General features: G+C 72.6%; 13 protein-coding genes. 9 read left to right on the top strand and 4 right to left on the bottom strand.

Annotated features, from left to right (window positions below):
• Positions 1-392: 392 nt before the first annotated feature.
• The 4 genes from ACFVS9_RS31795 to eccCa form a co-directional block, all read right to left on the bottom strand.
• Complete coding sequence (locus tag ACFVS9_RS31795; RefSeq protein ID WP_383114895.1) at positions 393-1,304, bottom strand: RimK family alpha-L-glutamate ligase; 912 nt, start codon at positions 1,302-1,304, stop codon at positions 393-395.
• 209 nt (positions 1,305-1,513) lie between these two features.
• Complete coding sequence (locus ACFVS9_RS31790) at positions 1,514-2,797, bottom strand: S8 family serine peptidase (protein WP_389938058.1); 1,284 nt, start codon at positions 2,795-2,797, stop codon at positions 1,514-1,516.
• The gene (locus tag ACFVS9_RS31785) at positions 2,791-6,075 is read right to left on the bottom strand and encodes an AAA family ATPase (protein WP_389938055.1); all 3,285 of its coding nucleotides are present in this window, start codon (positions 6,073-6,075) and stop codon (positions 2,791-2,793) included. Before ACFVS9_RS31785 ends, ACFVS9_RS31790 begins: the two co-directional genes overlap by 7 nt.
• A gap of 40 nt (positions 6,076-6,115) precedes the next feature.
• Complete coding sequence (gene eccCa, locus ACFVS9_RS31780; RefSeq protein ID WP_389938052.1) at positions 6,116-10,042, bottom strand: type VII secretion protein EccCa; 3,927 nt, start codon at positions 10,040-10,042, stop codon at positions 6,116-6,118.
• A gap of 253 nt (positions 10,043-10,295) precedes the next feature.
• Here eccCa and eccD point away from each other — a divergent pair, with 253 nt between their 5' ends.
• The 9 genes from eccD to ACFVS9_RS31735 all read left to right on the top strand — a co-directional run bounded on the left by eccD (position 10,296) and on the right by ACFVS9_RS31735 (position 26,196).
• Positions 10,296-11,675 (top strand): type VII secretion integral membrane protein EccD, encoded by a 1,380-nt coding sequence (eccD, locus tag ACFVS9_RS31775; protein WP_383114924.1) that lies wholly within the window; start codon positions 10,296-10,298, stop codon positions 11,673-11,675.
• A 7-nt stretch (positions 11,676-11,682) separates the two neighbouring features.
• Positions 11,683-13,170 (top strand): type VII secretion protein EccB, encoded by a 1,488-nt coding sequence (gene eccB / locus ACFVS9_RS31770; RefSeq protein WP_383114899.1) that lies wholly within the window; start codon positions 11,683-11,685, stop codon positions 13,168-13,170.
• 119 nt (positions 13,171-13,289) lie between these two features.
• Positions 13,290-13,676 carry a hypothetical protein gene (locus tag ACFVS9_RS31765; protein WP_383114900.1) on the top strand — a complete coding sequence of 129 codons (387 nt, stop codon included), beginning with the start codon at positions 13,290-13,292 and terminating at the stop codon, positions 13,674-13,676.
• Between the two features lie 61 nt (positions 13,677-13,737).
• Entirely contained in the window at positions 13,738-14,028 is a 291-nt protein-coding gene (locus tag ACFVS9_RS31760) for a WXG100 family type VII secretion target (RefSeq protein WP_383114901.1), read from the top strand.
• Positions 14,029-14,033: 5 nt separating this feature from the next.
• Entirely contained in the window at positions 14,034-14,501 is a 468-nt protein-coding gene (locus ACFVS9_RS31755; protein WP_389938048.1) for a hypothetical protein, read from the top strand.
• Positions 14,502-14,566: 65 nt separating this feature from the next.
• Positions 14,567-16,447: a hypothetical protein gene (locus ACFVS9_RS31750; protein ID WP_389938045.1), complete on the top strand. Its 1,881-nt coding sequence runs from the start codon at positions 14,567-14,569 to the stop codon at positions 16,445-16,447.
• The gene (locus ACFVS9_RS31745) at positions 16,447-16,941 is read left to right on the top strand and encodes a YbaB/EbfC family nucleoid-associated protein (protein WP_383114904.1); all 495 of its coding nucleotides are present in this window, start codon (positions 16,447-16,449) and stop codon (positions 16,939-16,941) included. The genes ACFVS9_RS31750 and ACFVS9_RS31745 overlap by 1 nt, the downstream gene beginning before the upstream one ends.
• Entirely contained in the window at positions 16,938-17,270 is a 333-nt protein-coding gene (locus tag ACFVS9_RS31740; RefSeq protein ID WP_389938043.1) for a hypothetical protein, read from the top strand. Before ACFVS9_RS31745 ends, ACFVS9_RS31740 begins: the two co-directional genes overlap by 4 nt.
• Before the next feature lie 19 nt (positions 17,271-17,289).
• Positions 17,290-26,196 carry a hypothetical protein gene (locus tag ACFVS9_RS31735; RefSeq protein WP_389938040.1) on the top strand — a complete coding sequence of 2,969 codons (8,907 nt, stop codon included), beginning with the start codon at positions 17,290-17,292 and terminating at the stop codon, positions 26,194-26,196.
• The last annotated feature ends 55 nt before the right edge of the window (positions 26,197-26,251 follow it).

Here is a 26,251-nt window from a genome sequence, read left to right as displayed (position 1 = left end):
ACTCCCCGGGCGGCACGGGACGCCGGCCACGACGTCGCGCGCCCCGGGAGCGGGACGCCGTCGGGTGCGACGGACGCGCTCGTCCGGATCAGGCCCGTCACCTCGACGAGGCTCGACGCACGGGTCCCGGAAACCCGAGCGTCCTGCCCCAGCGGCCGGCTCATGGCCAGCTGCCCGCCGTCGCTGCCGCCCGCCCGCGGTGGTTCCACCGCTCGACGGATCGTGGACCGCCGACAGGCGCGTGGGCACCGACCGGAGCGCGAAGGGACGCGACGCCCGCGATGCGCCCCTGTCCGCCCTGCCCCCTGCCGGCGCGTCGCCGTGGCCTCAACTTCCCACCGCCTATGGAGGATTGCAGGCGTGTCACCTGCTCTCGAAGGGGCTGTGAAGCTTCAGGCCGATCCTGGTTCCGGGGGCGTCCACGCGGAGAGGCGGTGGTCGACGCAGCCGACGATGGCGGGTGTCACCGCCGTCATCTGAGGACGCCAGCCGGGGACGGCGTTGACCTCGCAGATGGTGAACGTGTCCTCGGACGTGAACAGGAGGTCAACCCCGGCGATGGCGAGCCCCACGGCCCGGGCAGCGCGGACGGCCAGGTCCTCCGCCTCCGGATAACGGCCCGTACACAGGGTGGCTGCGCCTCCCCGCCCGATGTTCGAGGCGAGACCACCGTCGCGGGAGGTGCGCACCGCGGCGGCCACCGGCACGCCGTCGACCACGATCAGGCGGAGGTCCCGGCCGTGCGAGTGGGACACGTACTCCTGGAAGAGATGCGGTGTCTCCCGTGCCAGGGCGCCTGCCACGCCGCGCAGCAGATCCGCGTCGGGGGCGAGGAACACCTGCTTTCCCTTGTGGCCGGTGACGGATTTGACCACGCACGGTGTGCCGAGGCGCCGGGTGCGCACGACCCCTTCCAGAGGGGCGGTCGCGTAGGAGAGCGTGTCGGGCACCGGCAGTCCGGCCAGGGCCAGTTCCTGCGCCTGCCAGATCTTGTTCCGGCACACGAGCTGCGCGTCCAGCGGGTTGAGGAGCGTGGCTCCCATGCGTTCCAGATGCCGCAGAAGGGTCACCTCGCGGTCCTGGCGCATCGAGCTGGGCATCTGGCGCACGCACACGACCTTCGGGACGGGAACGTCCGCGCCGCCCAGCGTCCGCAGGACCAACTGCCCTTCGTGGACCCCGAGGACGAACTCGTCGGTGTGCCAGACGGCGAACCGGGGTCCGTGGAGTGCCGCGAGGGCATCGGCCAGCTCGCGGGTCGCGCCTTGCAGCGGAACCGGGCGCTCCCGCACGAGCAACCACACATCGGCAGGTGACGGTAACGCCGCGCGCGCCATGCACGCTCCTTCCCACCTCGGCACCGGGACGGGAGAAACCTACCCCGCCGGAGGGGAGGCCACCACGGAATCCTCCGGCTGAGCACGCCCGCCCCGGGCCCCCGCTCCCACGCACGCGGCGAGCGCCCTCCGGACGGAGACGGCGGACCGCTCAGCCGGCCGGTCCCCGGACCGACTCACCAGGCGTCCGGACCCGCGTCCGCCGCCCCGGTCCCGGCCCGCCACCCGCGCCGCCGCCCCCGGCTCACCGTGAACACCCCGAGCAGCAGGGCCCCCGCCGCCCCCGCGACCGCGACCGTCAGGGCGAGCGCCGTACCCCTGGCGGTGTGCGCGGCGGGCGCGGTCACCGACACCGCGCGCCCGTGCGGGGCCGCCGCCCGCGCGGGCCAGGGCGCGGTCACCGCCGCTACCGGATCGACCGACCCCGCGCCGACGAGTCCGGGCCCCGCCGCGGGCATCCGGTAGGCGGTCGCCGTCAGCCTGTCGGCCAGTTCCGGGCCGGTGACCTGCGGGCGCGCCGTCACCACGAGTGCCGCCGCCCCCGCCACGAAACCCGTCGCGAGGTCCGCCCCGCTGCCGGTGAGCTGACCCCTGCCCGGGCCGACACCGACCAGGGCCGTGCCGGGCGCCGCCACGTCGGGCGCGGTAAGCGGCGGGAGCGTACGGTCAGGAACGCCGCCGGGGGCCAGCGCCGCCACCGCGACGACCTCGGGCAGCGCCGCCGGGTAGGCGGCGGGCGCCGCCGTCTCGGGGTCACCGGCCGCGGCAGGCGCGTACGCGGGTGCGACGACCACCGAGCCCTGGTCCACCGCGGCCCGTACGGCGGCCGTCAGCGCCCGGCTGCCGCGCGGAAGGGCCAGGGGTACCGCGATGACCCGCGCCTTACGGGCGAGCGCCGCCCGGACCCCGGCCGCCACCCGGTCCGCGCTCGCGGTCCCGTCGTCTCCGGTCACCCGGACCGACAGGATCCGCGCCCCGGGCGCCACCCCGGCGAACCCCGTGCCCTTCAGGGGAGCCGCGCCGGCCAGACCCGCGACGAACGTGCCGCGCCCGGCGCAGTCCGCGCCGCTCTCCCGGCCCGCGCCGCCCGCCAGGTCGGGGCCCACCACCACCCGGCCCTTCAGCGCCGGTGCGTCGGAGTCGACGCCGGTGTCGAGGACGGCGATCGTGACGCCCTCGCCCCGGGACCGCTCCCAGGCGCGGGTGTATCCGAGGTACGCCTGTGCCCACGGCGCCCCCGCCAGACTGCGCCGCGCGGGCGTCACGCAGCCGCCGCCCCGCGGGACCGCGGCACTGACGGCGGGCAGCGAGTCATCCGCGTCCGCAGCCACCGCACCGGGCGCCCCGGCCGTCGACAGCAGCAGAACGGGCAGCAGTACCAGCCCGACACCCCGGCCCTGCCGCGTGACCGGGCGGCCCACGACGCCGCCCTCCACGCCCCCGCGTCGTCTCCTCAGCACGGCACATCCTCCGGCAGCAGGGTCCGCAGGTCGTCGACGGTGGCCGTAGGCAGCGCCCCCAGCCGGCCGGCCTGCCGGGTCATCATCCGCTCCAGTACCGTGCGCGCGTACCGCGCGTTGCCGAACGCCGGCCCGCGCTCCACCTGTGCGAAGTGCGCCCGCAGCAGGTCGAGCGTGGGCGCAGGCAGCGTGTAGGCGTTCCCCTCGCACATCCCCCGTACGATCTCCACCAGCTCGTCCGCGTCGTACGAGGCGAACGGGACCGTCCGCCCGAAGCGTGAGGCGAGGCCCGGGTTGGAGGCGAGGAACCGCTCCATCTCGGGGCCGTACCCGGCGACCACCACGGCCGTGTCGCCGCGGTGGTCCTCCATCAGCTTCAGCAGGGTGTCGACCGCCTCCCGCCCGAAGTCGGAGCCCCCGGCGCCCTCCGGGGTGAGCGTGTACGCCTCGTCGACGAAGAGCACTCCGCCGCGTGCCCGTGCGAACGCCTCCGCGGTGAGCTGAGCCGTGTGCCCCACGTAGCGGCCGACCAGATCGGCACGGGCCACCTCGATCAACTGCCCGCGCGGCAGTACGTCGAGGGCGCCGAGCAGTTCCCCGTAGAGACGGGCCACGGACGTCTTGCCGGTGCCGGGCGGGCCGGTGAAGACGAGATGGTGGGCGACGGCCGGTGCCGGAAGACCGCTGGCGCGCCGGCGCCGGGCGTGCTTGAGCAGGTTGACCAGGTCACCGACCTCCGTCTTGACCGCCGCCAGCCCGACGAGCGCGGTCAGTTCGCCGAGGACCGTGTCGAGCCGCCCGCCGTCCGCCGCCGCGCCGTCCCCGGTGTCGGAGGCGACGGCCGCCGCCACGTCGGCGCCGACGTCGGAGGGCAGGAGAAGCGTCAGCTCCTCCTCGGAGACCGCCTCGTGCTCGGTGAGCCGGAACGCCTGCCGGTCCACCATCCCTTCGAAGACCTTGCGTGCTTCGCGCGCGTTGCCGAACGAGTCGTCGCGGGCCATCCGGCTGAAGTGCAGGGCGAGCGCGCGGGTGGTGTCCGCACGCAGCGTGAACCGGTTGCGTTCGCACAGCGAGGTGACGATGGTGACCAGATCGTCCGGCTCGTAGTTCTCGAACTCCACGGTGCGGCTGAAGCGGGAGCCCAGCCCGGGGTTGGAATCCAGGAAGGCCCGCATGCGCTCCGAGTAGCCCGCGACGATCACCACGGTGTCGTCGCGGTGGTCCTCCATCAGCTTCACCAGCGTGTCGATGGCCTCCTGGCCGAAGTCCGCGCCGCCGGAGCCCGCCTCGGCGGCCAGTGTGTACGCCTCGTCCACGAACAGCACCCCGCCCAAGGCCCGTTCGAAGAGGGCGGTGGTGCGCTGCGCGGTGCTGCCCACGTACTCCCCGACGAGATCGGCGCGGGCCGCCTCCACCAGATGGCCCGAGCGCAGCACCCCGAGTGAGCCCAGGATCTGCGCGTACAGCCGGGCCACGGTCGTCTTGCCGGTGCCGGGCGGGCCCGCGAAGACCAGATGGCGGCCGGTCGCGGGAACAGGCAGGCCCATCTCGCGGCGTCGCCGGGCCAGCCGGTTGAGGTTGACGAGGGTGGCGACCTGCTCCTTGACCTGCCGCAGCCCCACCAACTCGTCCAGCGTCGCGAGAGCCGCGTCCGCGCCGGTCTCCGCCGGGCCCTCCACGACGCCGCTGCCGTCACCGCGCGACCCCAGGACGTCGGGCTCGGCGTTGTCACGGCTGTCGAGGTCGTCGGCCGCCAGGACGCCCTTCCTCACGGTCTGCCGCACTCCCGCGCCCCCGCCGCCGGTCACCGTGCAGCGCACCGCCCGCACCGGCCGCTCGCTCGCCACGCGCAGGCCGTCGCCGCCGGACCCCTCGACGCGGATGTCCGTGAGATGCGCCGCGGCGCCCGCCCCGACGAGGATCCCGTTGCGGGTGCTGCCCGCCACACGGCAGCGTACGGCCGTCAGTTCGGCGGGTCCCTCCACGAGCACACCGTCCGCGCCGGAGCCCTCGACCGTCACTTCGGTCAGAGCGGCCGTGCCGTCGCCGCGCACCACGACCCCGGCCTTGGCGCTCGCCCGCACCGTGATGCCCTGGAACGCCGGACGCGACCCCTCGACGACCAGGCCCGAGCCGCCGCTGCGGTCGACCGTGCCGTCCTCGACGGTGCCGCGCGCCCCGTCCCGGAAGAGCATCCCGTGGCCCACCGCACCCCGCACGCCGACCCCGCGCAGCACCGGTTCGGCGCCGATGACGACCAGCCCGTGCCCGGCCGGCGACTCGAACACCACCCGGTCCAGACGTGGCGCCGCGTCTCCCCGGAACACACCGCCCTCCGCCCGCCCCGTGTCCACCGTCGCCCGGACCAGTACGGGCGCGGCGGCGTCCCGCACCAGCAGTCCCGCCGCCGTCGATGCCGACACCCGGGTGTCGGTGAAGGTGCCCCGCGAGCGGTCCGTCGCCACGATCCCGTGCCCGCCAGACTCCCTCACCACGAGCCCCTTGAACGCGGGGTTCGCCGCGGCCGACAGGAGCACCCCGTGCGTGACGCTGCGCTGTGCCTCGCAGTCGTCGAGGACGGGCGAGCCGGTGGAGGAGAGGTGGAAGCCGATGACGCACTCCACCGTCCGCGCCCCGACGAGCCGGGTCGCCGCCTGTTCCTCCAGGGCGATCCCCGGCTTCAGGCTGCGGGTCACCGTGAGGCCGGTGACCGTGCCGCCCGCCCGGCCGTTGGCCAGCAGCCCGTTGCCGCGCGTGTCGCGCACCTCGCAGCCGCGGACCGAGGTCGCCGCGTTCTCCCCGAGCACCAGGCCCGAACTGCCCAGGTGTTCGAAGACGCAGGCCTCCACGACGCTCGGGTGCGGCGACAGATCGACCAGGCCCGCGCCCCGCGCGTTGGTCACCCGGCATTCCCGCATCGCGAGGGAGCCGGTGTCCCGGGCGAGCAGAGCCGTCCAGCCGTTGCCGTGGACCGTGCACCCCTCCAGCTCGGCCTGGCCGCGTGGCACGTCCACCACCGGCGCGTCGTCGTCCGCGCCGCGCAGCACCAGGCCCGACAGCTTCACGGCGTCCGCGACGACCTGCACGGCGCTGCCGTCGCGCGGCGTGATCTCCGGCGGGTCCGCCGGGTCGTCCGCGACGATCGTGACCGTCTTCGTGACGACGAGCGTCTCGTCGTACCGGCCGGGCCGCACCCGCACCACACTGCCCGGCCGGGCGGCGCTCAGGGCCGCCGCCACCGTGGACTCGGGGGTGGCCACGAAGGTCTGGCGTCCCATGGGGTTCCTTTCACGAGGTCGAGCAGGTGCGACGGGGACCTCAGTCCCGTAGCGCTGTCTGGATCTGTGTGGTGCGGCGCCTGGTGATGTACAGGCCGCGGCCCGCGGGCAGCACCCGCGACCGGGTGCCCGGCACGACCTGTCCCTCCGACGGCGGGCACGACAGGAGCAGGACCGGCGTGTTCGTCTCCATCAGCCGCCGCAGGAGCGGATCCGCGCCGACCGCGCGCGCCGCCCCGTTCGCGCCGCGCGCCACGATCAGGTGGAAGCCGATCTCGGTCCCCTGCGCGAGGAGTTCGTACAGCGGTGCGAACGGGTCGTTGCCGCCGAAGCCGCCGCCCGACACCAGTTCGTGGTCGTCGACGATCACGAACAGGCGCGGCCCCGACCACCAGTCGCGCAGCGCGAGCCGGCCCGGCGCCACGTCCTGGCCCGGTACGCGTTCGCGCAGTGCGCGCGCCGCACCGTCGACCATCTGCCGCAGCAGATCCGTGCCCACCGCGTAGCCGAGCCGGTGCGCGTCCGGCACGGTGTCGGTGAGGCCGCGCCGGAAGTCCACCAGGAGCAGCCGGGCCTCGTCGGGCGAGAAGCGGGAGATGACGGCCTCCGCGAGGTGCGCCACCAGGTTGGTCTTGCCGGACTCCACGTCACCGACGACGACGAGGTGCGGATGCGCCTCGAAGTCGTGCCGGAACACCTCCAGACGCAGATCCTCGAGCCCCAGCGGCACCCGCAGGTCACCGTCGGCCGGCGGCAGCGTGGTGGCCGGCAGCGACGTCGGGAGCATCCGCACGGCCGGCGCCCGCTCCCCGTCCCAGGCGTCCTGCGCCCGGCGTACCAGAGCCGCGGCCCCGGCCGCGAGGGTCCCGGGCGACGGGTCGCCGTCCTCGCGCGGCAGCGCGGTGAGGAAGTGGCTGCGGTCGGCAGCCAGGCCTCGCCCGGCGACCGCCGGCACCGTCGCCGCCGCCCGCATGTTCACCAGCGACTCCACCGGGTCGCCGAGCCGCAGTTCGAAACGCGTGCCCAGCTGGTCGCGCAGCGCGGCGCCCATCTCCGACCAGCGGCCCGACGCGACGATCAGGTGCACCCCGAAGTTGAGACCGCGCGAGGCGATCAGACCGAAGGTGGGCACGAGGTCGGGGAACTCCTGGCGGACCGTGTTCCAGCCGTCCACCACGAGGAACACGTCACCGTGCCGTTCCTCGGGGAACTCGCCCGCCGAGCGCCGGCGCCTGAAGTCCGCCATCGACTCCACTCCCCGCTCCGCGAACAGACGTTCGCGGAGCGCGACGACCGCGGTCACCTCCGCGACCGTCCGTGTCATCCGTTCCGGGTCGAGGCGCCCGGTCACGCCGCCGACGTGCGGCAGCCCGGCGAGCCCCGTCAGAGTGCCGCCACCGAAGTCCAGGCAGTAGAACTGCACGTCGTGCGGGGTGTGGGTGAGGGCGAGCGCGCAGATCAGGGTGCGCAGCAGCGTCGACTTGCCGGACTGCGGGCCGCCCGCCACACCGACATGGCCGCCCGCCCCGGACAGATCCGCCGTCAGCTCGTCCCGCCGCTGGTCGAAGGGCCGGTCCACGACCCCGACCGGCACCTTCAGGAACGGCGTCGGCTCACCGGGCGGCGGCAGCAGCAGGTCCAGCGTCGGCGGCTCGTCGAGCGGGGCCAGCCACACCTGGTGCGCGGGCGGCCCGGAGTGCTCCAGCTTCGCCACGGCCACGTCGAGCAGCGTGCGCGCGGGTCCCGCCCGCTCCGGCTCGGGAGCGGGCGCCGCGGGTACGGGCAGCGCCCGGGGCGGCACCCAGCCCGCCTCGAACGGCACCACCTGCCCGGCGATCACCGCCCGCTGCGCGGTGGGCCGCGCCGGCCGGTACCCACCCGAGACGTAGGCCGCCTTGAAGCGGGTCAGCGACCCCACACCGTTCTTCAGCAGACCGCTGCCGGGCTGCGGGGGCAGCTCGTAGGCGTCCGGCACACCGAGCACCCCCCGGCTCTCCATCGCGGAGAAGGTGCGCAGCCCGATCCGGTACGACAGATGGGACTCCAGCTGGTTGATGCGCCCCTCGTCCAGGCGCTGCGAGGCCAGCAGCAGATGCACCGACAGGGAGCGCCCGAGCCGGCCGATCATCACGAACAGGTCGAGGAAGTCGCGGTGGGCGGCGAGCAGTTCACTGAACTCGTCCACGACCACGAACAGCGTCGGCAGCGCCGCCAGGTCCGCACCGCCGGCGCGGGCCTCCTCGTAGGCGCGTACCGAGGTGAAGTTGCCCGCCCTGCGCAGCAGTTCCTGGCGGCGGATCAGCTCCCCGTGCAGGGCGTCCTTCATGCGCTCCACCAGCGCCGCCTCGTCCGCCAGGTTGGTGATCACCGCCGAGGTGTGCGGCAGCCGGTCGAGGCCGAGGAAGGTCGCACCGCCCTTGAAGTCGGTCAGCACGAAGTTCAGCGTCTCGCTGCTGTGGGTCAGCGCCAGCGACAGGACGAGCGTGCGCAGCAGCTCCGACTTGCCGGACCCGGTCGCCCCGACCAACATGCCGTGCGGGCCCATGCCGCCCTGCGCGGACTCCTTCAGATCCAGCATCAGGTGCCCGCCGTCGGCGGCGACCCCGATCGGCACCCGCATCCGTTCGCCCGGCGCGCGCGGCGCGTGCAGCCGTGCCACATCCGCGTCGCCCAGGTCACGGATGCCGAGCAGATCGGTCAGCTCGGTGTCCTCCTGGAGCGGCTGGTCGCTCCTGACCGCCGTGCCCAGGCGGTACGGAGCCACGGTCGTCGCCAGCTGCCGGGCCGCAGCCGCGGCGAGCGCGTCCGGCCGGCCCACCGGGGTGCGGGCCGGCCGGCCCGCCGCGTCGTCGGTGAGCATGGTCAGGGTGCCCGGGGTGACTTCGAGGCGCAGGGTGCCCAGTTCCTGGGCGCCGGCCGCCAGCGCACCCCGCACGTCGAGGACGACCGTGTTGCGGTACCCGCTCTGCGCGAGCCGAGCGCCCGGCGGCACCGCCGACAGGTCGAGCACGATCACCGTGTACGGCTCGTCCCGGTCCGGCACCACGCCCGGCTCGAACGGGCCCCGTGCGGTGAACTCCGCCCCCAACAGGGGCTCCAGCTCCGACACCGACTGCGCGACGAGGCGGGCGGGGCCCACGCCGTCGCGGTCCGTGGGGTGCTGGGCGTGCGGCAGCCACTTCGTCCACGCCCAGGCGTCGAACCCGTCGCCGTCGGCCAGCACCACCACACCCAGGTCGTGCGGCGCGTGCAGCGTCGTCAGCTGCGCCACCACCGCCCGCGTCATGGCCCTGGCCGCCGCGAGGTCCTCGCGCGCCGCCTCCTCGGGGACCCGCTCGCCCTGCGGCGCGGTCCGCCCGCTCATCAGGACCCGTGCGAACGACCGCAGCCGCACCGCGACCGGCTGGTCCGCGACCGTCGTGTACGTATGGATGAAGCGTCGCAGCGCGTGCGCGCACAGCGGCTCCAGATCCTCCACCGGCCGTGTCGACAGGGGTGTCAGCGTCAGCGCGAGCTGCTGGTCACCGGTGCCGAACCGCACCTCGCCGAAATCCTCGTGGCCCGCCCGCCGCTCCCACAGCCGTCCGGTGCGCGCCACCGACCAGAGGGTCCCGGGCTCCGGATGGCTCCACGCCCCCGCCCGCGACTGCTGCTCGATGACCTTGCGGATGCGGCGCCGGCTGGTCGCCAGATAGCGCAGGTAGTCCCGCCGCTCCCCGCGCAGCGCCCGCTTGCGCTCACCGGCCGCCCTGAGGAACTGGGACACCAGCATGACGACGGCCGAGAGCGCCATCATGCCGACGGCCACCCACATCAGGACGCCGTTGCCGTCCCCGGGACGGATGAAGACCAGCACCATGCCGAGGGAGCTGAGCGCCATGGGCAGATAGGTGACGACACCGCTCATCGCGCTCTGCGGTTCGGGCAGCGCCGGCGGCTCCTGGAGCGCCAGTTCCCCCTGCGGCATCTGCGGTCCCGTCCGCCGCGGCGGACGACGGAAAGTGACGGTGCTCAAACCGGCTCCCGGCTCGACGGAACGGCCCCGGTCCGGACAATGCGGACAGCGGCCGACGGGGTGTGACACGAAGTGGCTGAACCCGAATACGACTTGACGTCGGGTGATCATACTGTCGGGCCGGAGTCGCGGTAGTGTGCCCCCGTTCCTGAATCGGACCGTCGGTGAGTTCTCGGCGGGAGTGAATCGAGCTGCCGTGAGCGACATGACAGGCGAACTCTGCCGCATTACCGTCAGAGCGCCTTCCATATCCTTCGAGTTGGGGATTCCGGAGGACGTTCCGCTCACCGATCTGCTGCCCGTTCTCGTCGAGTACGCGGGCCCCGAACTCCACGAACGCGGCCTCGACCACGGCGGCTGGACCCTGCAACGTCTGGGCGCCGCCCCGCTGGAGGAGGACAGAACCGCAGCCTCCCTCGGCCTGCGCGACGGCGAGACCCTCTACCTGCGGGCCCGTCACGAGACCCTGCCCGAGGTCGCCTTCGACGACCTGGTCGAAGGCATCGGGGACACCCTGCGCGCCCGCCCCGACACCTGGCGCCCCGCACTGACCCGCCGCCTCCTGCTCGGCTTCGCCGCCGCAGCCCTGCTTGCCGGCCTCGCCACCCTCGCCCTGCCCGGCGAACCCCTGTGGCGGGCCGGCACCGCGGGCGCCCTCGCCCTCCTGCTCCTGGCCGGCGCCCTCACCGCCTCCCGCGCCGTCGGGGACGCGGGCGCCGGTGCGGTCCTCGGCCTCCTCGCCGTCCCGCACCTCGCCCTCGCCGGCGCCCTGATCCCGCAGGCCGGGGCCGGCGAGGACCCCCTCGGACCCCGGCTGCTCGCCGCGTCGGCCGCTGCCGCGGGCGCCGCCGTCGTCGCCCTGGCGGCCGTCGGCGCCTTCGCCCCGCTCTTCCTCGGCGCGTTCACCGTCGCCCTCTTCGGCGCCCTCGGAGCAGCCGCCACCTCGGCGGGCCTGCCACTCGCCCAGAGCGCCGGCTGGATCGCCGTACTCACCGTCGTCACCTGCGGCTTCGCCCCCGGCCTCGCCTTCCGGTTCGCGGGCATGCGGCTGCCCTCGCTGCCCACCGGCGCCGACGACCTCCAGGAAGGCATCGCGTCCTTCCCCGCCGAACGCGTCAAGGCCCGCGCCGCCCTCGCCGACTCGTATCTCACGGGCATCTACACCGCCTTCGGGATCGTCGCCGTCGGCTGCCAGACCGCGCTGCTCACCGCCGACGGCTCCCAGGGGTGGACCGGACCCGCTCTCGCCGTCGCCCTCGGCCTGCTGTTCCTGCTCCACGTCCGGGTGGTCGGCGCGACCTGGCACCGGCTCGCCCTCGCGGGCTCCGGGGCCTACGGGCTCGCCGCCACCGCCGTCGTCCTCGCCACCCGCACGGGCCTGCCCGACCGGCTGGGAGCCACCGCCGTCCTCGCCGTCCTCGGCGCCGTCGCGGCCGTTGCCGCCTGGACCGTGCCGGGCCGCCGCCTGGTGCCGTACTGGGGACGGGCCGCGGACGTCCTGCACCTGCTGAGCGCGCTCGCGCTGCTGCCGCTCGCCGCGCTCCTGTCCGGTGTCTTCGGCGCGCTCCGCGCGATCAGGGGCTGACCCGCCCATGAGCACCCAGACCCGCAAGGACCAGGTCCAGGCGCACCTCTTCGTGATGGGCCGGCTCTCCGGCGGCCTCCTGCGCGCAGACCCCGACGCCGCGGAGACACCCTCCGCCCGCACCTCGCGCGGCCTGCTGTGGGGTGCCCTCCTGCTCGCCCTCGCCTGCCTGGTCACCGCCCTGTTCGGGCTGATCCGCCCCGGCGGCGCCACCTCCTGGCGGGTGCCCGGCACCATGGTCCTCGTCCGTGACACCGGCGCTCGCTACCTCTACGTCGACGGCGTCCTGCACCCCATGCTCAACGAGGCGTCCGCCCGGCTGCTCGTCGGTGACCAGCTCACCGTCACCGACATCGCCGAGGCATCCCTCGGGGACACCCCGCGCGGGCCCGCGCTCGGCATCGTCGGCGCCCCCGACGGCATACCCGCCGATCTGACCGCCCGGACATGGTCCGTGTGCGCCGGGACCACCGCCGGCTCCGGGGACACCACCACCGGCGAGCCGGTGACCGGCGTCGTCATCGGCGCCCGGGGACACGCGGGCAGCGACGGCGGACTCCCCGCCGACCAGGGCGTCCTGGTCACCGCCCCGGGCGAGGGCGTCCAGCTCCTCCTCAACGGCCGCCGCTTCCCCCTCGACACCCGCCACGGCACCCAGGCCGCCCTCGGCTGGGCCGGCGTCACCCCCACCCCGGTGGGCCCCGCCTTCCTGGAGGCGCTCGACGCCGGGCCCGAGCTGGGCCCGCCCGCGGTGACCGGACGCGGCGACAGCGGACCCGGCCTGAGCGGCGGCGCCCCCACCCGGGTCGGCCAGCTCTTCACCGCGTCCGGTCAGCACTACCTGCTCACCACCGGGGGACTCGTCCCGCTCAGCGACCTCGACCACCGGCTGGTGCGCGGTGATCCGCGCACCCAGCAGGACGCCTACCGGGGCGCGGAGGTCCGCGAACGACCGCTCGGCCCGGCAGACCTGGCCGCCCACACCGCCCCCGCGTCGGCCGCCGTACCCGCCGCGGAACGGCCGCGCACCGCCCCGCGCGTCGAGACCGTCGATGCCGCCGCGAAGGAGATCTGCGTCCGCACCGCTCCGCGCGGCGACGGCCACGTCACCACCGTCGCACTCACCGCCGCCGACACCGTGCCGCACGCGGCCCCCGCCGTCCAGGCGGCCGTACGCCCCGCCTGCACCCCGGCCGACAGCGTCTGGGTGCGCCCCGGCGTGGGGATGCTGATCGGCGCCGAGTCCACGGCCGGCACCGGCGGCTCCCGCTATCTGCTCACCGACGTGGGCGTCCTCTATCCCTTGACCGACACCGCGCTGAAACAGCTCGGCCATTCCGCTTCACCCGCCGTTCGCCTCCCCCAACGCCTCCTGCGGCTCATTCCGCACGGCCCGCTGCTGGATCCGAAGGCCGTCACGGAGAGCCGGGCGGGAATCGCTCCGGAGCAGACAGAAGCGTCGGGTGCGGCGAAGTCACGACAATGCGGGCCGTGAGATGGCCCGGTGAAAAATCTGAGCTATATCTGAGGTACTTTCGCTCACCAACTACCAATCCCAGCCGATAGTGTGACTGCCTGTTCGACCGGTGCTCGCGGGGTGAAAGGAAACATCACATGAGTCTGAGCGAAGGCGTCAGCGCGGACCTCCTCAACCGGCAGCAGGCCGATATCGATCTGGCGCGCGCCGCTTTGGAGGACAACGTCCTCGCGATGGCGAAGGCCGGTGCCACGGCCGAACAGATCCGCAGCGACGCGAGCCTGGCCTACATCGCCCAGTCCTCGGCCATCTTCGGCCAGAAGCTGGAGGAGTGGATGGAGGCCTACCGCACGGTCAAGGCCAAGGTCGACGCCCTCCACGTGGCACTCACCGAGGCCGACCGGACGCAGAACGCCGGCGAGATGGACGCCCAGACGTACTCCAGCGCCTGGAGCCCGTCGGGGGAGAGCTACTTCGACGCCGGGGACAACGCCTACCTCGCCCTCCGCGGCGGCGGCGCGTAACACCGGGGCCGGCCCGGCACAACCACCGACCAGCGGGATCAGCGACCAGGAGGCAGTGTTCATGGCGGACGTACAGGTGAAGAAGGCCGCGGCCCACGCGGTGATCGACGACATGGTGCAGGCCAACTCCACGATGACGGCGGCCCTCCAGGACATGCTGGACCGCATCCGGCCGCTCCAGGCCTCCTTCTCCGGCAACGCCGCGGCCGCCTGGACCGAGTTCCAGACCACGGTCAACATGTCCGTCGAGAAGATGAACAGCACCTTCGGGCAGGGAGCGCAGTCCCTGGAGCGCATGGTCGACGCCCAGATCGGCGCGGACCACCGCGCGGCCAGCCAGCTCGCGCAGTAGCGGTCATGGCGAGCGACGACACGGTGACCGGCAAGGCCCAGGAGTCCGACGGGTCCGGGACCGGCACGTACAAGGTCGACGAGGCGGAGATCGACCGGGTCGCCGCCCTGCTGAACGGCGTGGTCGAGACGCTGGGAAAGCAGCCGTCGCGCCAGACCCTCCAGTACTTCGCGGGCCAGGGCGGCGTGGGTGACTACACACACATCCACGCCGGCTCGGGCCGGGGCGTGACGGGCAGTCAGGCGCTTCAGGACAAGTTCAAGAAGTTCGCCACCGACCTGGAGAAACAGCTGACCGACATGGAGACCAACATCCGCGGTCTCGTGGTCGATCTCCTCCTGGCCAAGCAGTACATGAAGGGCGGCGAGCTGACCGCCGCGCTGACCGCCGAGCAGATGATGGCGGACCTCCAGGATGCCCTGGCGGACTTCGGCGGCACGAACAGGGCGACCACACCGGGCACCACGGTGTAGTCGCTCCGCCCACGGCCGTGCGCGGCACACGGAGAACCGGTGGGCGGGACGGAAGAGGGAGAGGCATGGCGGGCAGTACCTGGGAGGAGGCGCTCTCCCTCTACACCGGCGGCACGCCGACCACGCGCCTGGAGGTCGCCGGCAGCGGCGAGGGGTACGCCAGCTGGTTCGCCGGGACCAAGGTGGACCCGGCCGGCGTCCGGCCCGACTCGACGCAGGCCTGGGACCTCGCCGTCTCCATCCCGTGGGTCGACAGCGACAACGCCCTCTGGTACTACCAGGTCGGCCTCAAGATCGCCCCCGAGGTCGGCAGCAACATCGACTCCCCGCTGAGCCGCTTCATGAAGGAACCGATCGACTGGCTCTACGCCGCCACCGGTGAGGTCGGCACCGATGTGGTGAAACTCCTCAGTTTCGACTCCGCCGGGATGGCCGCGCGCGGGATGCGCGAGCACCTCATGGCCACCCACGAGCAGCTCATCAGCTGGGCCGGCACCCTCGACGTGCCGGACGCCGAACTCCAGGGCAGCGCCGCCGGGATCCTCAAGGACGCCCTCATCGGTGTCGCCAACGAGTTCGAGGACCTCGCGGTCCAGATGACCGTCCCGCACGACTTCTCCCTCGACATCGACCAGGCACGCAGCCAGCTGCGCGACTCGACCTTCGTCCTCAGCCGTGCCTACGAGACCTGGCGCAACAGCCCCGGCGCCTGGCCCGCGCAGCGGATCGTCTTCCGCTTCTGGGAAGCCTTCCAGGCGTACATCGGGCAGCCCGCCCAGGTGACCGGCTCCGACACCTTCACCCCCGTCACCCCCTTCGGAGACCCCGCCGGCCAGGAGTTCTGGGACCGGATGGAGGACCAGGCCAAGAAGGACTGGACCTACGGCGTCGTCGACAACCTGGACCTGGCGGCCGTCACCGAACTGCCCCGCGTCGAAGCGCGCTACGCCACCACCACGAGCGCGATCCCCGTCGTCACGAAGCCGTCCTGGCGCACCCCGAACAGCGTCGTCCCCGCCGGCGACGCGTCACTGCCGGGATACGGGACCGACCCGGCGAAGGCCGCACAGGACATCGCCGACGAGGCGGAGAGGGCCCGGCAGGAGGCCGAGAGCCTCGCGGCCGACGCGAGCACCGAACCCTCCGGGTCCGAACTGCCGTCCGGTGAAGGGTCCTTCGCCACCGACGCGTCGACCGCCACCGCCGACGAGCTCTCCGGCACCACGCCCGACAGCGACCGGTCGCTCCAGGACATCGTCGACGGAGCGGGCACCGGCACCTACGAGGCCACCGACGCCACCGACGCCGCCTACGGGGCGGGCATCTACCCGGCCGGCTCCGTCATCAACGGCGACGGCACCGTCACCGGCCCCGGCGGCACCCTCCTGAAGAACTCCGACGGCAGCCTGGTCAAGGCACCGGCCGGGGCGTACGAGCGGCAGCAGGGACAGCTGCGCCAGTCCCAGGCACTCAAGGACGCCGCCAAGGCCCAGGAGAAGCAGTACCAGGACGACCTGCGCAGAAGGCAGCAGGAGGCCGAGCAGCGCGCCACCCAGCAGCGCGCCGCGGAGCAGTCCCTCCAGAGGGCCCGCGCCGTACGCACCTCCGGGCTCGACGCCGACGCGCTCGGACAGGCCCGCTCCGCCAAGGGCTCCCTGCGTGTCAAGCAGCCCGACGGCAGCTACGCCGACTACACGAGGTCCGGCGAGACGGCCAGGGTCCCGCGCTCCACCGCCGTACGCACCTCCTCCGGCGAGGGCGTCGTCGCCGAACAGGCCGTCGGCCGCCGCACCAGCTCCTCCGGCAGCCCCATGATGCCGCCGATGGGGGGCGGCGCGCCCGCGGCCGGAGGCCAGGGCCAGGACCGCGAGCGCAAGAGCTACCTCGACGAGGACGAGGACGTCTGGGGCACCCGGCGAACCAACGGCACAGGAGTGATCGGCTGATGGACGAACGCACACCACGCGACCCGGGCGCGGTCGTCGCCTCGACGCTTCAGGAACAGCTCGGCGAGATGACGGAGGGCCTCCTCGCCCACCGCGACCGGCTCCTGAAGACGCAGGCCGAAGTGGCGGCGCGTACCACCACCGTGCGCTCCAAGGACCGCTCGATGAGCGTGACCGTAGGCGCACGGGGCGACGTGCGCGAGATCAAGTTCCACACCGAGGACTACCGCAGGCTGGACCCGGCCCGCCTCGGCAAGGCCGTCCTGGACATCGTCGGCAAGGCGCAGGAACAGGCGGGCCGTGAGGCGTACGAGGCATTCGCGCCGCTGCGCGGAGCGGGCGCCGCGATGCGCCGCTCCATGGAGTCGGGCAGCGCCCTCGAAGGCCTTCTCGCCCCGCTACGGGCCGCCGCTCCCGGCTCGCAGGGTGAGGCCGGTACTCCGCACACCGGCGCGCGCTCCACCGCGCGCCCGGGAGAAGGACCGGTCGCATGAGTGAGGACCTGCGCACCGCCGAGCAACTGCGACAGCTCTTCGCCCAGTATCCGCAAGCCGGCCAGGCCCTTCAGCGGATCATCGGCAACGTCGACCAGATCAACGCCCTGAACAGCCGGGGCGGCGGCAACGGCGAGGACGACGCGTCCAAGCAGTACCAGCTGGCCATCGGCCAGGGGATGCCCCCCATCAACGAGACCCTCGATCTGCTGAAGGTGCTCGTCCTCCAGATGGGCGTGAACGGCGCGTCCGCGATGAGCGTCTTCGACGCGGCGGAGGCCGAGGCGCAGGAGATCGGTCACTCCTGGCAGCAGGACCCCGCACAGTGACCCTCTCCGGGCGGTAGCCGTGCTGAATCCCAGTCCCGAGGTGCAGGAGCTGATGAAGGCCCTCACGGGGATGCCCTGGCCCTCGATCAACGAGGACGAACTGCGCCGGGCGGCCCAGCTCTACGAGGCCACCTCCGACGACTTCGACGTCGTCCGCGACGAGCTGACCACCATCGGCCGGTACATCCGTGAGAACTTCTCCGGCGAGGCCGCCCAGACCTTCGCCCACTACGCCGAACTGCTCACCGGCGGCGACGCGGCGGCCCTGGCCGGAGTCAAGGACCAGGCCGCCACTCTCGCGAGGATCGCCGACGACACCGCCGTCGACGCCGAGTACGTCAAGTGGATGATCATCGCCCAGATGATCGAGCTGATCGCGGAGATGCTCTTCGAAGCGGCCGTGTTCTGGGTGCCCGGCCTCGGCCAGGCGGTCGCCGCCCACGTGTCGTTCCTGACGATGCTCGTACGTCTCCTGGTGCCGCGCCTGGTGCTGGCCCTGGTCAAGTCGATCGCCACGCACACCGTGATCAGCATCGCCATGGGTCTTGCCATGGACGCGCTGATCCAGGGGCTCCAGATGTCGATGGGCCGCCGGGACGAGTGGAACACCGACCTCACCCTCCAGGCCGTGACGTACGGCGCCTTCCAGGGCCTCGTCGGCGGCCCGCTGGCCCTGCTGGGGGCCAAGGTGGGTACCACACTGGGCCGGAAGTTCGGCAACGACTTCACGAAGACGCTGACCGACCAGATCGGCGACGCGCTCGCCAAGGGCGCCGGCTCCGGCCGCCGGGCCCGACGGTTCTCCGGCGAGTTCGTCGAAACGCTGGGCGGGATGAACGCGGAGCTGGTCAAGGGGCTCAACAAGTCCGCCAAGGAGACGGCGTCCGACGCGTTCGTACGAAGTGTGGGCGACCAGTTCGTCCGCGCGGAGATCAAGGGCCTCAGCAAGGACCAGGCACGCTCCCTGGGGGAGACCTGGGCGAAGACCGTCGCCAAGGAGTGGTCCGGGACGACGGCCGTCGCCGACGTCAAGAAGGCTCTGCGGACGGAGCTGTCGGCCGTCGCACAGACCATGCCCGACTCGGTCGGGCCCCTCGTCAGGACGCTGGCCGACGAGGTGCCCGACGCGATGTCCAAGGCGGGCGTCAACCCCTCCAAGGGATTCCTCGCCGCCCTCTACGCCACCGACATGCTCACCCAGGGCATCTCCGAGAACCTTGCCGAGGGCGGCTACAACCTCATCACCACGGGCGAGTTCACCACATCGGGCGGCACGTTCCTCGCGGGCGTCCTGACGACGGGCGTCAGCCACGCGGGCCGGCACTTCGTGGTGCAGCCGCTGATGACGCACTTCGCGACGACGAACGCGGCGGTGAACAAGGTCAACGATTTCCTGCTCTCCCTCGACGGCCCGGAACACGGATTCCTCCCCAAGGGGGCGCCCACCACGCCGTCCACGGTGCCCGCCGTGAACCAGGCCGCGACGGCGAACGCAACCCCGGAGGAACTGCCCGGGCCGGTGATCAAGCCGACGCAGTCGTCGGCGCCGGTGCTGCCGGTCGACGACGGCTCGCCGAGGCAGGAGTCCCCCGACACGGCGCAGGAGGTGATCGCGCCGTCGCACCTGACTCCGCTCGACCAGATGCCGTCGCAGCGGACCTTGTCCGGTCCGGCCCCGTCCAACCAGGCACCGGCCAACCAGGCACCGTCCAACCAGGCCCCGTCCAGTCAGGCCCCGTCCAACCAGGCCCCGCCGAATCAGACTCCACCCGACCCGACGGCCGGCCGGACCCAGCCGAACCGGACGATCCCGGACCAGACACCTCGGAATCAGCCTGAGCAACAGCTGGGAGAGGCGGGGCGGAGCGAGACGGCCGAGGTCCCCGGCCCTCCGGAGAAGATCCGCCTCACGTCCACGGCGTACGACCCGGAGGCACCGTCGTTCGGAGACGGCGAGACCGGACCGCAGGTCACACCCGGGACCGAAACGGCGGAGACACCGTCCTCCGCGGTGCTGCCCGACGGCGTTCCGTCGCTCGACGAGCACGACCCGCAGGCCGACCACGGGACGCCGACCGAGACTCCGGTGCACCTGGACGACATCGGATTCGAGCAGGAGCCCCCGGTTCCGCAGACGGTGCCCTTCGTCGAGGAGTCCGGGCCGCCGGACCACCTGTACGACATCAGCGGCTATCTGACGGACCCTGACACGAAGGAGAAGTACGAGGGGCAGACCGCCCCGGGACACGTCCGGATCACACTGGCCCCACCGCCGGACACGCAGGCGCGAACGGCCACCGGAGACAGCCCCGGGCTGGCCGTGGCGAAGGACCTCGTGGCGAAGCTCTCCCCGGAGCTGCGCGCGGAGGCCGACGTCGAGGCGCTGGCGCGGCTCCTCGACCACGAGACGCGCACGCTGATCGGGGACGGGCACGCATTCATCTACACCGAGCGCGGTGGCGACAAGGTCGCGGTCCTCCAGATGAAGCTGGGGCGGGAAGGGCTGGAGAGGCGGGAGGAGACGTCCGGCACCCCCGGGCAGCCGTACAAGACCGATCTGACGGACGGTGCCGCCCGCTCGGTCCAGAAGGGCCTCAGGAAGAGCGCGTTCTTCCGGCTGGGGCTGAGCATTCCCGGGTCCGTCTCCGGGGTGCTGCCGTTCTCCGCGGGCGTGGCCCGCAACAAGAGCCTCTCGCACAGCGTCTCGCAGATCTCGCTCTCCACCCGGCACCGGGAGACCCGCGCCGCCGAAGCCACCAGGTCGTATCTCAGCGGTGCGGACATCACCCTGACCATCACTCCGCTGAGCAGTATCCGCAAGGGCACCACGACCGGAGCCGAGACCGTGACGGTCCCCCTGGACCGGCAGGTCCGACTCGAGGTGCCGGTGAGCGCCGACCGGCGGGTCACGGCCGCCGACGTCCTGCCGAAGGTGTTCGACCGGCCGCCGGGCAGTCGCATCTCGGGCGGGCACGTCGAGGGCGTGGGATCGATGAAGTCCCTGGCCGACTGGGCCCTCGGGGGCAAGCGCCGGCCGGGGGCCGGATCCGGCGGTCAGCACGGCCAGACCGTGCTGGACTTCTTCTCGTCGCGCAACTTCCAGCAACAGGGATCACGGTTCCTGCTGGGCGAGCTGACCCCGCCCAGGGGACACGAGGTGTCGGCGCCCGTGCTGGGAAGCTATCGCACCCTCTCCGCCTCGTCCGCGTACGAGCTGCGGAACACCGATGTGGGCGCCCAGCGGACGGAGATCGGCCGCTCCTCCGCCGTCTCGTGGCTGTGGAGCGCCTTCCTGGGGATCAAGGTGGACTTCCTGGCCCGCGCCGGCGGGAAGGTCACGCACAACCGGGCGACCTCGCAGTCGGTCCTGAAGGCTTCGCAGTCGGCGCGCAAGACGGTGGCCCGGACCAAGGGGTCGCTCACGGCTTTCGGTCTGCAGGAGGTCACCTTCGACGTCACCCGGCCCGACGGCGAGCGGAAGCAGCACACCACCTGGATCCTGGTCCGTGAGGCGGCCGACGACGTGCGCCGGGCCGCGGGCTACGACACGGGCCAGGAAGTGAGCGTGGGCACCACCGGTGAGCCCGACATCGAGGTCCTGAAGCACGACGCCGACGGCACGGGCGAGCGCCGCTACGACCTCTCGCTCGCCCGGGTGAAGAACGTGGCGCTGGCGGAGGACGCGGGCGGGAAGATGCTCGCCCAGCTCAGGAAGGAGTACGGCAAGGACGTACTCCTCTTCACGAGGGAGGAGCTGCTGAAGTACGAGCTGACCAGGTCCGCGGGCAGCGAGACGGACAGGATGCGCTACTACAACACCGCCCTCGTGCTCGACGCGATGCGGCCCAGCGAGATCGGCGCGCACGCCGACCAGATGCACAACGGCGGTCGCAGGCTCTGGCTGGTCGGCAGCAGCTCGACGCTCGGCTTCAAGACGTACTACAGCCACACCCTGGTGCTGAAGATCCCGGACCTCGAGCTCAGGTACGAGGGAGGCGACCCGCGGGATCTCAACCGCATCGGCAATCCCGGCCAGACCTCGATGAGCCAGGGAACACTGCACTCCTCGCAGAACGGCTTCGGCCTCGAGATGCGCGGCGGCAAGACGTACGAACAGGGCGGTGGCAGTGGCTACCTCAGCGGTGACCTCCAGGACAGGAGCGCCGTCGCCTCCCAGGTGACCAGGACCATCGGGCGTGACAACCTGCTCGTGACGACCAAGGGGGCCCACCAGTACCGGATGACGGGCCAGGTCACCGCGGAGATCGTGGGCCGTACGGAGAACGGCGCCGTCCTGAAGCACCTCTTCAACTCCCGGAACCTCCCGACGAAGAACCCGGTACGGACCCCGTTCACGGCGGAACTGAGCGTCCCCGATCAGTTGCTGCCCCCGAGGGGGACGGTGCGGGAGGAGGGTCCGCCGTGGCCCACGCGGACACCCGACCTCAGCACGGTTCCCGCGCTGACCACACTCGTCCGCCCCAACGAGAAGCTGCTCAGGACCGTCCTCGACGAGTTGCACAAGGCCGCCGGTGAACCTCGGGGCATGGTCGAGGAGGGAACCTTCGCCTACGAGGTCGTGTACCGCGCACTCGCCGGCCTCACCGCGCACTCCGACGAGTTGTTCTCACCCGAGGGATACGTCATCCCCGGGCTCGACGACATCGGGCTCGTCCACCGTTTCGAGCACACGGTGCGTCTGAAGGGCCGCCGTTCGGCGGTCCGTCCCACCGGTACGTCCACCCACCTGGAACCCGAGCAGAACATCTCCCTGGCGACGGCGATCCTGGCCAGGAGCGGGACGGAGCGCGGCTGGGGTGTCCAGGCCGGGGCTCTCGGCCAGCTGCCGTTCTTCGCGCAGGGGCGGCTCGAAGCGAATCTCACCCTGATCCAGCAGACGGACGGTGAGGCCGACACGCACGCGCGCGGGGCCTCCGCCGACACCAACCTGGTGCGCACAGGCCAGCAGTACGTCCCGGTCGCCGGGGACGTCGAGATAGAGGTCTGGGTCGAGGGGAGCCGGCGCAAGGGCCTCGCGCCTTCCGCTGCGCCGTCCGTCTCCATGCCCGGCGCCTTCAAGGGGCTCATGACCCCGGCCGAGCTGGTGGGCCTGGACCTCTTCGACGACGGCCTCGGCGCCTGGCTCCCGCCGGACACGATGCACGGCTGGAGCCTGTCCGTATCCGAGGACAAGCTCCTCGACCTCTACCCCGTCGGCCCCACGAAGGACGGGCAGGAGGACGCCGTGGCACCGCACAGCCCGGAGGTCCAGCGGCTGCTGCGGAGACTCCGGGATCTCGGTGCGGCGCAGCGGGACCTGGACACCGTCTCCGACATGCTGTCCGGGGAGGCATTGCGCGCCTCGGTCCAGGCGGGCATCACCGACACACGTCGGATCCAGGTGGGCAAGGACCACCTCAAGAGGGTCCGCGAGCAGAAGGACCTACAGGTCCGGGTCGTGCACGAGCTCTTGGGCACGTCCGCGGTCGAGGGCCTCGCCGCGATCGGTGACATCGAGCACACCCGCTCCACGATCACGACGCTGGCCGAGTCCATGACACGGAACACGACGTCCGGTGCCGCCCTCTCCATCGGCGGACGGCGGGAACAGCACGGCGAGCAGCCGCCACCTCTCCCGGGCGGCGGCGCCGGACAGTCCGTGTCGGCGTCGAAGTCGTGGGGGTCGGAGGCCTCCGCCTCCCTGACCGAGACCGTGACCCATCTCAACGTGCTCAGCGGGCCGTTGGCGGTGGTCTCCACCCGGTGGAGGACCACCGTCGAGTTCGTCGACGGCGACGGTGTCCCCCTCGCCCTCGGCGACGCCGCGGGTCACGGCGGGCTGTTCGAGATCGAGCGGACGATGAAGGGCCTGATCCCGCTCCTTCACCTCGACCCGCCACCCGGAGCGGCGCCGCCCCTCGGTACGACGCCACCCGCCCGGCGGCCGGACGCCCCCACCACGGCGTCCGCCGCCCCCAACACGATCCCGGACGGGCAGACCACGGCCACCTGGCAGGCGAAGGTCCGGGAGATGGCCGCCGCCAACGAGCGGGCCGGCATCAAGCCGGGCACCACGCACCACGTCAAGCGGGTGCACGGAGCGGAACGCGTGCAGAAGCTCGTCACCGATCTGATGAAGATCGCGAACGGGAAGAGTCTCGCGTCCGTCGCGAAGGGCTCCAAGGGCGAGGTGCTCTCCGCCCTCACCCGCTCCGGACGGCTGGCGTCCACGGCCCTCGCCGTCGCGGTCGACGCACTCGCCCTCGCCAACGCGATGTCCACCGGCTCCGCGTTCTCCGCCAGCGGCTACCACCCGCCCACGGTGGTGCACCAGAACAGCTCGGGCCGGGTCACCGGTGAGGTGACCGTGCACATGCAACCCCGGCCGGAGAGGGCGACCGTACAGAAGATCAGCGACACCGTCCGCCTGGAGACGGCGACCGGCTCGGGCTACGGATCAGGGGGCAGACTGTCCGCCACCGCGTCGGAAGACACGGGATTCGACGGGGTGTTCACCGAAAAGGGTACGTACGACCAGGGATCACAGGGGGTGATACCGAAGGCCGGACGGTCCTCCGAAGCGAGCGGAGCCCACGCGGGGAGCGTGGAGAGCAGACTCAACGAGAAGCCCCCGACGGGCCGCGCCCTGCTGATCAGGATGCCGGTCACCGTCGTGGCCGAGGTGACGTCGCGCCACAGCGTGAAGGAGAAGACCCCGTTCGTCCCCTCCGCCGTGGCCGGCAGCGCCGAGCTGTTCGTCGACATGTGGGTCTCCGAGACGAAGGCGGCCGAGATGGGCGTCATCGACAAGGAGGACGCCGTCTACCAGCGGCTCGCCGACGCGTGGACGCTGGCCGACACGGCGCAGACCGCCGTGAAGGACAACTACGCCGCTTACCAGAAAGCCCGCACCGGATGGTTCGACACCCTCCTCGCGCACCGGCTCTCCGGCGGGGCGGACACGGACCGCCCCACTGTGCCGGACGAGGTCCGCGGCGAGATCGAGCGCCTCCGGCTGAAGGTCAGGCAAGCGGCGGACGAGTACGGCAGGAAGCTGCGGCAGGCGGTCGACCTCACCGAGGCCCACCAGGCCGGGAACCTCGTGGCGGAGGCCCGGCTCCTCGGGGCCGAGGACATCACGGCCTCGCTGAACGAGCACGCGAACAGCGCGTTCGACCAGAGCGTCCGCCACGACGCCGACCAGCAGAGCTCACCCCCGCAGTACAACGAGGAGAACGGCACCCTCACCCTCACCGACGGGTCCCCCGGCGTCGTGTACGCGCGGCAGCCGCACGCCCCGGCCGAAGGGGCAGGCGGCTTCGGCGACGGCCTGTTCCACGCCCTGCTGACCGATTCCACCGTGTCCGCCATGAGCCCCGAAGCCCTTCGCGACACGGTCCTCGGCATCCTCGAAGGGAAGATACCGGACGGCTTCAGCGCCGAGCAGAGGACAGCCGTGGAGAACGTGCTGGCCTTCTACCACCCCGACGTCCATGTGGACCGCTTCGGGCAGGAGGAACTCACCGGGCCGCTCTTCAGCGAGATCACCGGCGCACCGGAGTTCAAGGACTGGGGACACATCCCGTACGGCGCGGGCGAGGCGGTCCGTGACGGGAAGCCGGTGCTCTCCGAGGCCCAGCTGAAGGCGATGGCACAGGCGCAGGCCGGGCGTGACCGCAGCCGCCCGCACGACGAGGACGCCCCTGAAACCCATCTGCTGCACGCCGCCGCCGACCTCTACGCACCGCTGGCCGCGATCGTCCTGCGGAAGGACGTCACCGTGCTCTCGGGAGGCCGGCGGTACGACATGGTGCCCCGGCGACTGGCCCGTCCGGACCCCGCCCCCGGAGGTCCCCGTGCGGAGCAGCCGCCGGTCGAGGCGGCCCCCGGCGCACCCGGCATCATCGTGCTCCTGGACGGCGGCACGTACTACGCCGTCACACCGGTCGGCGGCGCATCCCCGGTCCCGGCCTTCGGCACCGGGAACGGCGCCGGGGCCACGGGACCTGTTCCGCGGCCGGCCGTGCGTCAGGGCGCCGACCGGGTGAACCTGCCGATCGAGGCGGACACCGACGCCCTGTACATCCTCCACAGGTCACCGGAGGCCGGTGTCCTGTACGGCGCCCTGCGCTCGGAGGGCCGCGCGCCCGGACTCGCCAACCTGAAGGAAGGCGGGAGGCTGTACGTGGTCTCCCACGACCACCAGATGACCGGCGCCAACCGGGCGATCGACCGGATCCGCGCAGAACTCGCGGAGCAGCGGCCGGACCTGAGGAGCTACGAGATCTTCATGATCGTCTGCCAGGCGGCGAGCCTCGGCCAGAAGGGCGGAGGGCTCACGTCCGCCGAGAGTTTCGCCCTCACCTCCGGGAGCGTGACGTACGCGTCCGAGAACAACATCACCCTGTACGCCCACGGAGCCGACGGCGAGATCATGAAGAGTTTCCCCGACTCGTGGGAGGCGTCGGTCGAGCTGGGGGAGCAGGTCGTCTCTCTCGCACTCGTCGGTGATTTCGTCCGCCACACGGAGAGGGACGTCTTCGACGACCTCGCGGAGGCGATGGAGAGGATGAGCCTGAACGACCCCCCGGGCGCCGGTGGCACGACCTCGGTCTCCACCGTGGAGCAGGACGCCTACGACGTACTGGCCTCTCCCGGCCCGTCGCAGCCCCTGCCCTCAGTCACCTCTGCCGAGTGGGCCGCTCTCCTCGACCGGCTCGGCAGCTCCATCGACGCGGCGGGCACCTCCGAGGCGCGCACCGCCGCCGAGGCGGCGGCGCTGCGGGAGCTGACGGAGCTGCGCGACTCCGGAAGGTTCTCCGAAGCCGAACTGCGCGCGGCGCTCACCGAACGCTCCTTGGAGAACGCGCCCTGGATGCTCGCCTTCCTCGAACCCGGGCGCGGGGTGGCGAATCCGCTTCGCTAGGGGATGATCACCATGCGTTCGAACGCCCGCACCGGCACAGCCGGTTCGTACGAAT

It is taken from the genome of Streptomyces sp. NPDC058008, assembly GCF_042886395.1.
Lineage (GTDB): Bacteria > Actinomycetota > Actinomycetes > Streptomycetales > Streptomycetaceae > Streptomyces.
The sequence above is the reverse complement of the archived record's forward strand: the minus strand, read 5'-3'. Positions and strand labels throughout refer to the sequence as shown.